The sequence below is a fragment of the Modestobacter sp. SYSU DS0511 genome (genome assembly GCF_054050755.1).
This window is the reverse complement of record NZ_JBJGZY010000019.1, coordinates 22,985-37,101: the sequence shown is the minus strand read 5'-3', so window position 1 is coordinate 37,101 and position 14,117 is coordinate 22,985. Positions and strand designations below refer to the sequence as shown.

The 14,117-nt window shown below is 76.7% G+C and carries 14 protein-coding genes; 9 read left to right on the top strand and 5 right to left on the bottom strand.

Annotated features, from left to right (window positions below):
- Positions 1–70: 70 nt before the first annotated feature.
- Positions 71–1,468, top strand: a complete 1,398-nt coding sequence (locus ACI783_RS11415; protein ID WP_457140540.1) for a WS/DGAT/MGAT family O-acyltransferase — start codon at positions 71–73, stop codon at positions 1,466–1,468.
- Between the two features lie 132 nt (positions 1,469–1,600).
- Positions 1,601–2,113, top strand: coding sequence for a DUF6912 family protein (locus ACI783_RS11410; RefSeq protein ID WP_457140539.1), 513 nt, complete (start codon positions 1,601–1,603; stop codon positions 2,111–2,113).
- A gap of 13 nt (positions 2,114–2,126) precedes the next feature.
- Here the strand turns inward: ACI783_RS11410 and ACI783_RS11405 are convergent, their stop codons facing one another.
- Positions 2,127–6,359, bottom strand: coding sequence for an FtsK/SpoIIIE domain-containing protein (locus ACI783_RS11405; RefSeq protein ID WP_457140538.1), 4,233 nt, complete (start codon positions 6,357–6,359; stop codon positions 2,127–2,129).
- 153 nt (positions 6,360–6,512) lie between these two features.
- Between ACI783_RS11405 and ACI783_RS11400 the strand changes: the two genes are divergently transcribed.
- The gene (locus ACI783_RS11400; protein WP_457085126.1) at positions 6,513–6,806 is read left to right on the top strand and encodes a WXG100 family type VII secretion target; all 294 of its coding nucleotides are present in this window, start codon (positions 6,513–6,515) and stop codon (positions 6,804–6,806) included.
- An 89-nt stretch (positions 6,807–6,895) separates the two neighbouring features.
- Here the strand turns inward: ACI783_RS11400 and ACI783_RS11395 are convergent, their stop codons facing one another.
- The 3 genes from ACI783_RS11395 to ACI783_RS11385 form a co-directional block, all read right to left on the bottom strand.
- A complete protein-coding gene (locus tag ACI783_RS11395) occupies positions 6,896–7,825 on the bottom strand; it encodes an MFS transporter permease (RefSeq protein WP_457140537.1) in 930 nt (309 codons plus the stop codon).
- The gene (locus ACI783_RS11390) at positions 7,822–8,310 is read right to left on the bottom strand and encodes a hypothetical protein (protein WP_457140536.1); all 489 of its coding nucleotides are present in this window, start codon (positions 8,308–8,310) and stop codon (positions 7,822–7,824) included. Before ACI783_RS11390 ends, ACI783_RS11395 begins: the two co-directional genes overlap by 4 nt.
- Before the next feature lie 136 nt (positions 8,311–8,446).
- Complete coding sequence (locus ACI783_RS11385; RefSeq protein WP_457140535.1) at positions 8,447–8,884, bottom strand: NUDIX domain-containing protein; 438 nt, start codon at positions 8,882–8,884, stop codon at positions 8,447–8,449.
- Between the two features lie 105 nt (positions 8,885–8,989).
- Between ACI783_RS11385 and ACI783_RS11380 the strand changes: the two genes are divergently transcribed.
- The 5 genes from ACI783_RS11380 to ACI783_RS11360 all read left to right on the top strand — a co-directional run bounded on the left by ACI783_RS11380 (position 8,990) and on the right by ACI783_RS11360 (position 12,474).
- Entirely contained in the window at positions 8,990–9,613 is a 624-nt protein-coding gene (locus ACI783_RS11380; RefSeq protein WP_457084897.1) for a DUF6758 family protein, read from the top strand.
- Between the two features lie 206 nt (positions 9,614–9,819).
- Entirely contained in the window at positions 9,820–9,975 is a 156-nt protein-coding gene (locus tag ACI783_RS11375; RefSeq protein WP_457084898.1) for a hypothetical protein, read from the top strand.
- An 8-nt stretch (positions 9,976–9,983) separates the two neighbouring features.
- Positions 9,984–10,667: a PH domain-containing protein gene (locus ACI783_RS11370; protein ID WP_457140534.1), complete on the top strand. Its 684-nt coding sequence runs from the start codon at positions 9,984–9,986 to the stop codon at positions 10,665–10,667.
- 51 nt (positions 10,668–10,718) lie between these two features.
- Entirely contained in the window at positions 10,719–11,576 is an 858-nt protein-coding gene (locus tag ACI783_RS11365; protein WP_457140533.1) for a PHP domain-containing protein, read from the top strand.
- 49 nt (positions 11,577–11,625) lie between these two features.
- Positions 11,626–12,474: a RecB family exonuclease gene (locus ACI783_RS11360; protein ID WP_457140532.1), complete on the top strand. Its 849-nt coding sequence runs from the start codon at positions 11,626–11,628 to the stop codon at positions 12,472–12,474.
- A gap of 46 nt (positions 12,475–12,520) precedes the next feature.
- On the opposite strand, the gene ACI783_RS11355 is transcribed toward ACI783_RS11360, so the two are convergent.
- Positions 12,521–13,147, bottom strand: a complete 627-nt coding sequence (locus tag ACI783_RS11355) for a LysE/ArgO family amino acid transporter (RefSeq protein WP_457140531.1) — start codon at positions 13,145–13,147, stop codon at positions 12,521–12,523.
- A 76-nt stretch (positions 13,148–13,223) separates the two neighbouring features.
- Between ACI783_RS11355 and ACI783_RS11350 the strand changes: the two genes are divergently transcribed.
- A complete protein-coding gene (locus ACI783_RS11350) occupies positions 13,224–14,117 on the top strand; it encodes a LysR family transcriptional regulator ArgP (protein WP_457140530.1) in 894 nt (297 codons plus the stop codon).

Below are 14,117 nucleotides of genomic sequence, written 5' to 3'. Positions count from 1 at the left end.
TGGGGCCACCCCGACCGGGTGGCGGGCCACCCCGTAGGTTGGGGCGACCGTCAGTGAGGGAGGTCACCCCGTGGTCCAACGGCTCACCGCGCTGGACGCGTCCTTCCTGTACCTCGAGGAGCCGGCGACGCCCATGCACGTGGGTGGGGTGCTGGTGCTCGAGTGTCCCGACGGCGGGCTCGACCACGAGGCGCTGGTCGCGCTGGTCCGGGCCCGCCTGCCGCTCGTGCCCCGCTACCGGCAGAAGGTGCTGGAGGTGCCCGGGCACCTGGCCAACCCGGCCTGGGTCGACGACCCGGACTTCGACATCAGCTACCACGTCCGGCGCTCTGCGCTGCCCCGCCCGGGCACCGAGGAGCAGTTGCTGGACCTGGTCGCCCGGCTGACCGCCCGGCCGCTGGACCGCACCCGGCCGCTGTGGGAGATGTACCTGGTCGAGGGGCTGGCCGGTGACCGCACGGCGGTGGTGACCAAGACGCACCCGGCGCTGGTCGACGAGCTCGGCGCGATCGACATCGGGCAGGTCATCCTGGACACCAGTCCGCACGCCGATGCCGGCACGGTGGCGGTGCCCGACGACTGGCGACCCCGGCGCCCCCCGGGCCCGGCTGCGCTGGTCTGGGAGGCGGTCGAGGACTACCTGCAGCGGCCCTCGGCCGTGCTGGACACCGCCCGGACCGCGGTCGGTGACGTGCGGGCCACGGCCGCCCGCTGGGCCGGCGTGGCCACCGGCCTGCTGGCCGCCGCCGCCCGGACCGCGGTGTCGCCGGCCCCGGCCAGCCCGCTGAACGCGCCGATCGGCCGGCAGCGGCGGTTCGCCGTCGCCCGGGTGTCCCTGGCGGAACTGCGGGAGGTGCGCCGGTCCCTCGGCGGCACCGTCAACGACGTGCTGCTCAGCACGGTCACCGGGGCGCTGCGGGAGTGGTTGCTGTCCCGCGGGGAGCCGGTCGTGGGCAGCACCGTGGTGCGGGCCCTGGTGCCGGTGTCGGTGCGCACCGACGACGACGCGGGCGGCAACCGGGTCTCCTCGTTGCTGGTGGACCTGCCGGTCGGGGAGCCGAACCCGCGGGTGCGCCTGGCCCGGATCAGCTACGCGATGCGCGGGCTGGCGCCGCGCAGCCAGTCGGTGGGCGCCGACACGCTCAGCGCGCTGTCCGGTTTCGCCCCGCCGACGCTGCACGCCCTCGGCGCCCGCGCCGCCAGCGGGCTGTCGCGGCGGCTGTTCAACCTCGTGGTCACCAACGTCCCCGGACCACAGGTGCCGCTGTACGCGGGCGGGGCCCGGATGGTCGAGGTCTTCCCGGTGGTGCCGCTGGTTCGCGGGCAGGGCCTGGCCATCGGCCTGACCAGCTACGACGGCACCGTGTACGTCGGCCTGAACGCCGACCGGGACAGCATCAGCGACGTCGAGGTGCTCGCCGACCTCATCGAGGCCGAGGTCGGCGACCTGCGCGGGGCCGCCGGCTGAGGGAGCACCTCCTGCCCACCCCTCGCAGGCACTCCGGGAGGTGGCGGGCCCGGCTGCTCTCGCCTGCCGGGGAACGAGGCGCGCGGCCGGCGACGTTACGGTCGCTGTTCCACGACTGAGGAGGCGACCCGGGTGCGCGTGTACGTGCCGGCCACGACGACCGTCCTGCGACGGCTGCTGGACGACGGCCGACTGGAGGGGCCGCTCACGGTGTTCGCCGTCACGCCGCAGCTGCGCAGCCACTACGAGCTCAGCGACGGTCTCAGCGACGACGAGGAGCTGGAGTACGCCGCGCTGCTCGCCGCGGCCCGGGCCAGCCTCCGGCTGATCGACGTCGACCCGGCCGCCGCCCGGCGACGGGTGGTGCTGGCTGCCGACGTGCCCGACGCCTCCCTGACCCCGATCGAGGACCCCGCCGCTGATCCCGGGGCCGCGCGGACCACCGCTGCCGTCGCCCTGGCGGACGTGGCGAGTGCGCACCTCGACGTGGCGGAGGCCGAGGCGGACGTCGCGGCCGCGGTCGCCGTGGTGCTGGAGGCAGACCTGGGCAGTGACGAGGCGCAGTTCACCGTGGACCAGGCCGAGGGCCACGAGCTGGCCTGGTACGCGACGCAGGAGATCGGGCCGGCGCTCGAGCTGCTCTGACCGCCGCACCGGGTCACGCCGCCTCGCGCGGGATCCGGCGCCGTGCGACCTGCACCCGCGTCGGCTCCCCGCGGACGAGCAGCCACCCGGAGCCGGGCCGGCCCGGCAGGGGCGTGCGCGGGACGCGCAACCCGAGCAGTTCGGCGTCGCCGGGGCCCGGACGCAGCAGCAGTGCGGTGCGGGACCGGCGCAGCGCGGCCACCGGCCCGCGGAAGCTCCCGGCCAGCTCGGCCGGGCTGCCGGCCGCGATGACCAGCACGACGCCCGAGGCGGGCACGTCGCCCGCAGGGCTCCCGGCCGGTGTGCCGGCCGCCACCGCGAGCGCGTCGGCGACCGCGTCGGGCAGCGAGGTGACGTCATCGGCCAGCACCACCCTGGCGCCGGTGCCCGGCTCGGCCAGCCAGGCCCGCAGCCCGGTCGCGTCGCCGCGGTCCACCCGGTCGACCCGGTGCTCCTGGCTGTCCGGGCTGCCGTGGCCGCCCCGGCTGTCCTGGCCGCCCCGGTGCTGCTGGCCGTCGTGGCCGTCGTGGCCGTTGCCCGGGGGCGGCGCCGCCAGTTCGAGCACCCGGGCGCCGCCGGCGCGGCAGTGCCGGCCGAAGGCGCGCACCGCCTCGCTGCGGCCGCTCCCGGGCGGACCGACGACCAGCAGCCCACCGCCTGCCCCGAGGTCGACCCCGGTCACCTGCCCGTCGTCACCACCGGGGCCGACGGGGAGCCAGCGGGACCCCGCGTCCGGGAACGGCAACGGCAGCTCGGGGTCGGCGGGCAGGTCGGTGACCCGCACCGGGGCGGAGCCGCCGGTGCGCGGCGGCCAGGCCCGGACGGAGCCCCGGGGCGACGCCAGCTGGCACTCCACGGCGTCCTCACCCACCAGTGCCCGGCCCGGGGGGCGGTGCTCGGGCACGGCGCGGGCGGGCACCCCGGCGACCGCGTAGTCGGTGCGGTCCGGCAGTGGCAGGACCAGACGCTCCCGCACCGCACCGGCCAGCCTGCTCCCGGGCACCGCCCGATCGGCCGTGAGTGCGACGGTCAGCCCCACCGCACCGCCCTCCCGGCAGAGGCGGATGAGATCGGCGGCGCCGCCCGCGGGGTCGCCGTTCTCGAGCTCGGCGGCGAGGCTGTCGTAGCCGTCGACCAGCAGGAGGACGAGCGGCTGGTCCGGCGGGTGCCCGGCACGCCGGCGCTCCAGCTCCGCAGCCAGCCGGTGCAGCAGCCGACCACTGCGGTGCGGGTCGCCGCGCCCCACCACGGTGCCGGTGTGCGGCAGCTCCGTGGCTCGCGTGCCCACCGCGCCGCCGCCGTGGTCGAGCACGTGGACGTGCAGCTGATCGGGGGAGAGCTGCGTCGCCGCCTCCGTCAGCACCGTCTCCAGCGCCGTGCTCCGCCCACTGCGCGGCCCACCCACCGCCAGCCAGCCGCCACCGGCGGCGAGGTCCAGCTCGAGAGGCGGTTGCACCTGCCGGTCGGGGACGTCGAGCAGGCCGATCCGGAGGACCGTCGGGCTGGCCGGGGTCCGGTCGGTGGGCAGTTCGGCGACGGTGAGCCGGCTGGGGAGCGGGGGCAGCCAGGGACGCTGGGGCAGCTGCAGCCCCTCTCCGGCCGCCCGCCGACCGACGGCGGCGACGATCCGGGCGAGGTCGGTGGTGCCGTCGGTGCGGCCCCCTCCTGCGGCGGGGGCGGACTGCGGTGGCCAGGCCCGCCGGCGCACGTGGACCTCCGGCCCGGCCGGTGCCGGGATGGAGACCCGGGCGACCTGGAGCAGGACCGGTGCCGCGCCGCCGGCGCGCAGCCACGCCCGACCGGGGCGGTCGGCGGGCAGCTGGGCGGGCGGTGCGCTGCCGAGCACGTCGCGGGCCTCGGCCTCGTCGGTGGTGCGCAGGCAGATCCGCAGGGAGCAGTTGGCCCGGATCTCCGGGCTCACCACCCCGGAGGGGCGCTGGGTGGCGAGGACCAGGTGCACCCCCAGGGAGCGCCCGCGCTGCGCGATGCCCACCAGTCCGCTGACGAAGCCGGGCAGGTCCTCCACCAGGGTGGCGAACTCGTCGACCACGATGACCAGCCGGGCCAGCGCCACCTCGTCGGGCAAGCTCCCGACGTCCCGGGCGCCGTGGGCGGCGAGCAGCCGCTCCCGGCGGGTGAGCTCGGCGGCCAGGGACCGCAGCGCTCGCGCGGTCGACTGGTGGTCCAGGTCGGTGAGCACCCCGACGGTGTGCGGCATCGCGGCGGCCTCGGCGAAGGCCGCGCCGCCCTTGTAGTCGACCAGCAGGAGGCTGCAGCGGTCCGGTGGGTGGTGCAGCGCCAGGCTGGCGACCAGGGTCTGCAGCAGCTCGGACTTCCCCGACCCCGTCGTGCCCGCGACGAGCGCGTGCGGCCCCTGGGCCACCAGGTCCAGGGTCAGCGGGCCGCGGCCGGTGGCACCGAGGGTGGCCGTCAGCCGGGTGCGCGACCGGTCCCAGTCAGGGGTGGGCTGGTCGCCGGTCCGCCCAGGGGGTGCGCAGAGCTCGAGCAGCCGGGCGCTGTCGGGGATCCCGGACGCGTCGGCCGGCGCGGTGAGCGCGGCCAGAGTGCGGGCCAGGGCCGCCGCCGTGGTCTCCCGCACCCCGTCCAGCGTGATCGGGCGGCCGGGGGTGCCGGGCAGCTCGAGCCGGCCGGCCGAACCGGTCTCGCCGGTGACGGTCAGCTGCGCGCCGGATGCCGGCCCCGGCCGGTCGGTGAGCTCGAGCACGGCCACGCGCGGTGCAGCGGCCACCAGCGCGGCCCGGGCCTCGGCGTCCATGGGGCCGTCGACCACGACGAGGGTCCGGACACCGGCGTCGCCGCCCCGGTCACTGCCTCCGCCGCCGGCCGGGAAGGGAACGGGCCGGTCGCCCGCGGAGAGCCCGGCCGGGTGGACCCCGCCCAGCTGGGGCAGCCAGCGGACCCACGCCCAGTCGGCGAGTCGGGCCGGGTCGCTGACCAGCTCGAGGGACAGGGCCCCGGGCGGGCAGAGCGCGGCCAGCTGGCACACCAGCGTCCGCGTCGTGGCCAGGACGGCCGGCCGCGGGCCGGAGAGCGCCAGACCGCCGCAGGAGCCGAGGTCCAGGGTGATCGGGACGGCGTCGGCCGGCGCCGCGGACCGCCCGCCGTCCGGGCCGGAGACGGTCACCGCCGTGGGGCCGGGGCCGCTGCCCAGGCGCACCACCCAGCCGGACGGGTCGTGCGCGCCGCGGGACCACAGCGGTGCGACCCGCCGCCGCGCCGCGGCGACCAGCCGGGCGACGTCGGGGTGGCGCTCGTCCTGGCCGACCACGTCTGCGGTGACCGCGGCAGCGAGCTCGAGCTCCGCCCGGGCCAGCGCGACCGCGTGCTCGGCGTGGGCCCGCCGGCCGGCCCGGCGGCCGGTGAGCCGGTCGGACCACCAGCCGGCCACCGCCACCGCCGGGCTGAGCAGGGCGAAGAACAGGAACGCCGGGGTGTCGAGCAGCCAGGCCATCGCGACGCCGCCGACCGCGGGCAGGGACACCGTCACCCAGCTCAGGCGCCGGCTCGGCGCATCGGCCGGCGGGGCGGGCAGCGCGACGGTGACCGGGACGGACGGCGGTGGGGTGCCCGCGACGGGACGCACCACCAGCCGTCCCGCCCTGGCGTCCCGGCTCTCCAGCGGGGAGCCCGCGGGGCCGGTCAGCCGGAGGGTGGTGGCACCCAGCCGGATCACCTCGCCCACCGGCCAGGTCGTCTCGGCGGAGCCCAGCGGGGCGGCGCCCTGCCGCGTGGTCAGCACCGTGCCGTTCGAGGAACCGAGGTCGGCGACGGTCACCCGCCCCTCGGCGACGGTGACGGCGGCGTGCCGGCGGGACACGTCCGGGTCGTCCAGCTGCAGCCCGCACGTCGAGCTCCGCCCCACGACGAGCCGCCCGCGCTCCAGCGGCAGGCAGCGCCCGGCGTCGGGCCCACCGACGACCTGCAGCTCCAGCGCCCCGGCCCGCTCCGCGGTCGGGTCCCGCGGGGCGGGACGGCCCCAGCCCAACACTGCGGCGTGGTGCAGCTCGGGGACCGACAGCGGTGTGCTGCCGGGCAGCTCCGTCGAGCCGGACCACAGCGGGCCGGCCGACGGGCCCAGCTCGACGGCGAGGGCGGGCAGGACGTCGTCCAGCACGGCGTCCTCGGGCGCGGAGACCTCGACGTCGACGGCGCCCCGGGCTGTGTGCAGCGTCCAGCTGCGGCTGGTGGTCCGCGCCCCGCCCGGGGCGCCGGCTGAGGTGGGCACCGGGGGATCGTGCCGCTCCCCGGACCGCCCGTGGCGCCGGCCCGGCGGATCTGTGGACAGCGTCGGAGGCTGTGGACGACGGACGACGCCGACCGGGCCGGCCACCTAGCGTCCTGCTCCACCCGGGAGGTGCCCGGGTCAGGAGGAGGAACCGTGAAGGTCGACATCGCGACGTTGCAGGGGATGGCCGGCCGGTGCCAGGCCGAGGCCGGGGAGACCACGGCGCGGCACACGGCGTTGTCCGCCGGGATCAACACCTCGGTGCTCGAGGGGTGGACCGACAGCCAGGCGGCAGTGCAGTTCACCGAGCTCTACGAGAAGTGGCGGCTGTCCAGCCAGGGGCTGAGCGAGGCGCTGACCGGGATGGGGCAGCTGCTCACCAACGTCGCGGCCGCCTACCAGCAGCACGAGGCGGAGATGGCGGCCCGGATCGGCGCGATGATCTGAAGCGCCGCGATCTGAGGTGCTCGCGACCCGAGGTGCTCGCGACCCGAGAGGCGGTCGGAGGTACCGGGTGCCGCCGCACCCGGCGTCGGTCAGCTCCGGGCGGGAGCCGGCACCGGTGCGGCGGGCCGGTCGGAGGTCGTGTCCCGCCGGTGGGCGGTGAGCCGCTCCCAGGGCAGGATCGACAGGATCGCGATGCAGTGCGGCAGGAAGATGATGCTGACGCCGGCGTAGACCATCACGTGGAAGCCGAGCAGGAAGAGCACCAGGCCGATCCGGGCCCGGTCGGTGCGCACCAGCAGGATCAGCGGTGCGGCCAGCTCGACCACGATCATCACCCACTGCGCCGCCGGCAGCAGCCAGGCCACGTCCAGCGTCCACATCGACAGGTCCGTGCCGCGGCGCAGCACGGCGCGGGTGAGCGTCGACCCGGTGGCCCAGTCCCAGCCCCCGAACCGAATCTTCGCCCAGGCGGCGAGGAAGTAGGTGAGCATCACGGTGACCAGCACGGCGGCCATCGCGAAGCCGGCGGCCTCCGAGGAGCGGCGGTCCCGGAACCGGGCCGCCCCGATGGTGGGCAGCACGGCGAGGGCGACCAGGAAGGCGATCCGGTCGTGGTCGACCTTCCCGTAGCTCATCGCGATCACCATCCACTCCATGTACAGGAGGAAGACGGTGGCGCCGAGCAGCCGGGGCGCGCGGCCGGTGGCGGCGGCCACCGCGGCGAGCACCAGCGCCCACTGCACGACCACCACGAGGGTGTGCGTCGGGGTGGGCAGGTGCAGCAGCCGGCCGATCAGCAGCGGCTGGTACCAGTCGGTGGGCACGTCGGCGTGGGCGCGCACCCACCCCGTGGTCAGGAAGACGTCGACCGGGATGAACAGGTAGGCGATCACCCGGAAGACCGCGATGCGGGCCAGCGGCACCGGGCGGAACCACCAGCCGGGGGTGCCGGGGACGGCCGGCGCCTCCTCGGGGCGCACCGGTGCCGCGGCGGGTGGGGTGGTGGCTGCGGTGCTCATCCGCCGTCCTCCAGCTGGTACTCGATCAGCACCCGGTCGCTGACCTCGCCGGTCCGCTGGCCGTCGGAGAGCTCGAAGCGGCGCTGCACGACCTGCACCTCCACCAGCTCCTCGGCATCGGGGTGGTGCTCGGCGTAGGAGTCGGCGAGGAGCCCCAGCAGCGAGGGGTCACGGTGGATGCGGGGGAGCTGCCCCTCGAACTCCGCCCGGCGCAGGCCGACCTCCCCACCGGACAGCCGCACCTCCGTGCCGGCCGGGGTCAGCCCGACCACCCGGGTGGAGGTCACCGGGGTGTCCGGGTTCGCGCGGGTCGAGTACATCCGGAACGGGCCGAAGGGGAACGCGTCGTCGTCGCCCCAGACGGTGCCGGCCAGCAGCAGCGCCAGCACCACCGCCGCGGCGGCGAGCCGGGCACGCCGCCCGGCTGACGTCAGCCGCACCACCTCACCCTCGGCGGGCAGGTCGGGAGCGGACTGCAGGTGCACCGGGCCATCGTAGGAGCGGCGCCCGTGCGTGCGGGCCATCGTCGCCCCGCCCGGGCAACTCCCGTTCCGCGTGTGGAACGGGGGTCGCCTGGGGCGTCCGCGTCCCGTCGTCGCGAGCCGGTCCGCCGGTGACCGGTCACCGGCGGGGGAGCAGACCCCAGCCCGCCAGGGCCGCGACGACGCCGGGCGCCATCCGGCCGGCGGCCGCCAGCGCGGCCAGGCCGGTGGCGTCGACGAACGCCACCTCGGTGGCGTCGTCGCCGGCCACCGGAACCTGGCCGTCACCGGCCAGGTCGCAGGTCCAGTCGGTCACGGTGAACAGCACGCCGTCGCCGGGGATGCGCACCCGCCCCGCGACCGCGACCGGGCGCACCCGCAGCCCGGTCTCCTCGCGGGTCTCGCGCACCACCGCGTCCGGCTCGCTCTCGCCGGGTTCCACCCGGCCGCCCGGCACCGACCACAGGCCCGCGCTCGGGGCGTGCCCGCGCCGGATCAGCAGCAGCCGGCCCGTGGCGTCGTGCACCACCGCGCCCACGCAGGGCACCTCCGGGACGGCGACCTCGCGCTCGGACACGCCCGCAGGCTACGGCGGTGTGCACGGCCCCCGGGCGGGCGACCGCGACACCGTCGGGGGGCCGACGCTTGACGAAACCGCGTCGGGGACCGACGGTGAGCGGCGATGAGCGTCTCCCCGGTGTGCCCCCGATGCGGCGAGGCGCTGGTGGTGAAGCCCGGCTCCACCGCCGAGGGCTGGTGCCACCTGCACGCGGCGGTCACCCCGCTGCACCACACCGCGGTGGTCGCGCACGACGCCATCACCGCCGTCTGCGCCGACGCCCGGGTACCGGCCTGGGTGCCCGACCCGATGCCGCCGGGCTGGGCGGTCACCGGTCTGGCCTGGGGCGGTGAGCCCGGCGCCCGGGCGATCGTGGTCGCCTGCGCCGGCCCCGGCCCGCTGGGCGAGGCCGCGGAGGTGGTGCTGGTCGCCGAGGAGCCGGGCACGGGACTGGGCTGCGGGTACGCCGGGCTCCCCGGCGTCGACCCCGGTGAGCTGATCGACGGCCCGTCCACGGCGGCCGTCCGCGCCGCCGGGCAGCGCGCGCCGCTGTGGGCCGTGCCCACCAGCGAGGACCGGGCTGCGTTCGTCGGCGAGGCGTACGGGGTGTGGCTGTGGCTGGTGACCTGGCCGTCGTCGGCCGCCTGGCTGCTGGCCGAGGACCCGGCGCTGCTGGACCTGCGCGAGCGGGTCTACCCCGACCTCCCGCTGGGCCCGCCGACGGAGCGGCTGCTCCCCGGGCGCTGACCGGGAGCCCTCCCCGGGTCCGCCGGCGAGCCCGACCCGCCGTCCGGATCCGACGATTCACCGTCCCCCGGCGTGGCGACTGGTGTTGTGCGTGGGGCTGCTGTTACCCATGGGGCGCGGTCGAGCAGGCCGTGGTGAGTCGTGCCGTCGTCCCTGCGGGCGCTCGGAGACCCGCCTGGCTGCCCGATGGGAGGAATGGTGCGACCGTGCTGAAGAAGGTGCTCACCTGGGTGGCCATCGCCTTCGTCGTCTTCTACGTGATCCAGCGACCGGAGGACGCGGCCGGCATCGTGCGCAGTGCGGGCTCGGCCCTGGGTGACGCGGCCCAGTCGCTGTCGGCCTTCGTGGGCTCGCTGGTCTGAGCCGGGGCGTGTCCGGCCCGCGACGGCCCCGCTGGGGCAAGGACGCCGAGAAGTACCTGCTCGCCGACGAACCGCCGGTGATCGCCACCCGCCGCCACCCGGCGGTGCTGGTGCGCCCCTACACCCGGGGGCTGCCGGTGCTCGTCATCGGCGTCTGGCTGCTGCAGCTCGACCCGGACAACCGGGTGGGCGCGGTGCTCGGCCTGGCCGCCGTCGTCGGCGCGCTGGCGTACCTCGGCCTGCACACTGCCGAGTGGTGGGTGCGGCACCTGCTGGTCACCCGGCGCCGGGTGCTGCTCACCTCCGGTGTGATCATCCGCACCGTCGCCGTCATGCCGCTGCGCCGGATCACCGACCTCACCTGGAAGGAGACCTTCTGGGGGCAGATCCTCGGCTACGGCACCTTCCGGTTCGAGTCGGCCGGGCAGCAGCAGGGCCTGGACGTGGTCACCTTCATGCCGCACGCCGGTTCGCTGTACAAACGGCTGAGCGAGCTGATGTTCGGCAGTGACTTCTCCACCAACCCGGTGAGCAGCGACGAGGACGCCGACGGGTCGCTGAGCGCCGACGACCGCGGGGACGACGGCGCGCCCGAGCAGCACCTGCCGCGGCCGCTGGTGTCCGGGCGGCGGCACGACACCGAGCCCATCCCGCGGGTACGGGACGGGCGGCGGACCCCGCCCGCCGAGTGATCGCCGGCCTCCGGTCACCCGGCACCGCGCCGGGTGCGGCAGGCTGAGGACGTGCTCATCGACCTGCACACCCACTCCGCGGTGTCCGACGGCACCGACAGCCCCGCGACGCTGCTCGCCACCGCGGCCGCGGCCGGCCTCGACGTCGTCGCCCTCACCGACCACGACACGACCGCCGGCTGGCAGCCGGCCGCCGCTGCCCGGCCGACCGGGCTCAGCGTCGTGCCGGGCATGGAGCTGTCCTGCCGGTGGTTCCCGGCCGACGAGCCGCCGATGAGCGTGCACCTGCTGGCCTACCTGTTCGACCCGCAGCACCCCGGGTTCGCCGCCGAGCGGGTCCGGCTGCGGGAGGAACGGCTCGAGCGCGCCGAGCGGATCGTCGGCAACCTGGTCGCCGCCGGCTACCCGATCACCTGGGACGTGGTGGCGGCCCGCAGCGGCGGCGGGGTGGTCGGCCGGCCGCACATCGCCGGTGCCCTCGTGGCGGCCGGCGTCGTCGACTCGGTCGACCACGCCTTCGCCACCGTGCTGAACCACCGCAGCCCGCACTACGTGACCAAGGCCGACACCGACGTGCTCGACGGCATCGCGCTGGTCCGCGCGGCCGGCGGGGTGCCGGTGTTCGCCCACGGGCTGGCCACCTCCCGCGGCCGGGTGGTCGACGACGCCGCGATCGCCACGATGGCCGACGCCGGCCTGCTGGGGCTGGAGGTCGACCACCCCGACCACAGCCCCGCCCAGCGCGAGCACCTGCGCGGCCTGGCCGGTGACCTCGGGCTGATCCGCACCGGGTCCAGCGACTACCACGGCACCAACAAGCGCACCCCGATCGCGGCGTGCACCACCGACCCCGACCAGTTCGAGGCGATCGTCGCCGCGGGCACGGGGAGCACCGTCCTCACCGACTGAGGACGGTCGGTGGCCCCGGCTACGGTGGCGCCATGGGGGAGGACCGGCGGTGAGCGCCCAGCTGGAGATGCCGGGCATGCCCAGGCGGCTGTTCGCCTGCACGCCGAGCAAGCTCGCCACCTTCGCCGACTGCCCGCGCCGCTACCGGTTCGCCTACGTCGAGCGGCCCAGCCCGCCCAAGGGCCCGCCGTGGGCGCACAACACCGTCGGCTCCGCGGTGCACGCGGCGCTGCGCAGCTGGTGGGAGCTGCCGATCGAGAAGCGGACCACCGCCGCGGTCCGCCAGCTGCTGTACGGCGTCTGGTCGCACACCGGCTTCCGCGACGAGGAGCAGTCGCACCGCTGGCGCGCGAAGGCCGCCACCTGGCTCACCGACTACGTGGCCGGGCTCGACCCGGCCGACGAGCCGGCCGGCACCGAGCGCACGGTCGGGACGACGACGCCGGCGCTGGCGCTGTCGGGCCGGGTCGACCGGATCGACCGGCGCGGCGACGAGCTGGTCGTCGTCGACTACAAGACCGGCCGGACGCCGTCCACCGAGGACGAGGCCCGCGGCTCACCGGCACTGGCCGCCTACGTGCTCGGCGTCCGCCGCACGCTGCGCCGGCCGTGCAGCCGGGTCGAGCTGCACCACCTGCCCAGCGGCACGGTCGCGGCGTTCGAGCACACCGACCGGTCGCTGGCCAACCACGTGCGCCGCGCCGAGGACATCGCCGCCGACATCGCGGGCGCCACGGACGCCGTCGAGGCCGGGCAGAGCCCCGACGAGGCGTTCCCGCCGGTCACCGGCCGGCAGTGCAGCTGGTGCGACTTCCGGCCCAGCTGCCCCGCCGGCCAGGCCGCCGTCCCCGCGCGGGAGCCGTGGAGCTTCCTCCCCGAGGAGCCGGCGGCCGACTGACCGGCTCCACCGTGATGGGGCGCTGCGTCAGGGCCGTGCGGACGGATCAGGCGCTGCGCACGCCGCGGACGACCAGCGAGAGCGCCAGCGACACCATGACGACGGCGATCAGCGCGTCGAGCACCCGCCAGGCGGCCGGGCGGGCGAACACCGGGCGCAGCAGCCGCGCCCCGTAGCCGAGCCCGGTGAACCAGACCGCAGACCCCAGCGCGGCCCCGGCGGCGAACCACCAGCGCTGCTCGGACCAGGTGCTGGCCAGCGAGCCGAGCAGGACCACGGTGTCCAGGTAGACGTGCGGGTTGAGCCAGGTGAGCGCCAGGCTGGTGGTGACGACAGCAGCCAGCGAGCTGCGCGCCCCGCCGTCGGCGGGCAGCAGCGCCGCCGGGCGCAGGGCCCGCCGGGCCGCGAGGACGCCGTAGCCCAGCAGGAAGGCCGCGCCGGCGAAGCAGACGACGACGAGCAGCTCCGGGACCCGGGTCACCAGGGCACCGGCGCCCGCCGTGCCGGCCGCGATCAGCACGACGTCGGAGACCAGGCAGACGGCGACGACGGCGGCGACGTGCTCGGCGCGGAGCCCCTGCCGCAGCACGAAGGCGTTCTGCGCGCCGATCGCGATGATCAGCGACAACCCCAGTCCGAGTCCGGAGGCGGTAGCGACGGCGGCAGTGGGCATGCCGGAGACCCTAGGCAGTTGCGCGCTGCAGCATCGCTCATGTCATTGACGGTCCAACAGCTGCTCTAATGCGCGGGTGGATCTCGATCTCGGCCAGCTGCGCGCCCTGGAGGCGACGGTCGCGGCCGGCAGCCTGGACGCGGCCGCCCGGGCCCTGCACGTCACGCCGAGCGCGGTCAGCCAGCGGCTCAAGGCGCTGGAGACGGCCACCGGCCGGGTGCTGCTCGTCCGCAGCCGGCCGGTGCAGGTGACGTCGTCGGGGGAGGCGGTGCTGCGGCTGGCCCGCCAGGTGGGGCTGCTCACCGCCGAGACCGCCCGGGAGCTGGGCGCCGACCGCGGCCCGGTGGCCCTGCCGATCGCGGTGAACGCCGACTCGCTGGCCACCTGGGTGCTGCCCGCGCTGGCCCCGCTCGCCGGGGAGGTCGCCTTCGACCTGCGCCGGGAGGACCAGGAGCACACGAGTGCGCTGCTGCGCGACGGGTCGGTGATGGCCGCGATCACCGCCGACGCCGACCCGGTGCCCGGCTGCACGGTGACCCGGCTCGGGGGCATGCGGTACCGGCCGATGGCGACCGCCGCCGTCGTCGCACGGTGGTTCCCCGAAGGCGTCACCGCGACGGCGCTCACGCAGGCGCCGGTCGTCGTCTTCGACCGCCGGGACGATCTGCAGCACCGCTACCTGCGGTCCCGCTCGGTCGACCCGGACGGCGTCCCGGCGCACTTCGTCCCGTCGTCGACCGACTACGTGGAGGCCGTGCGCCTGGGCTTCGGCTGGGGCATGGTGCCGCCGCAGCAGGAGCCGCCGGGCGAGCTGGTCGCGCTGGACGACGCCGGCGCGGTCGAGGTCCTGCTGCACTGGCAGCAGTGGAAGCTGCGCTCCCCAGCGCTGGGCCGGGTGGCCGATGCCGTCCTCGCTGCGGCCCGCCGCGTCCTGGACCAGCCGGCCGGGGAGGAGCGCCGGGTGTCCTGA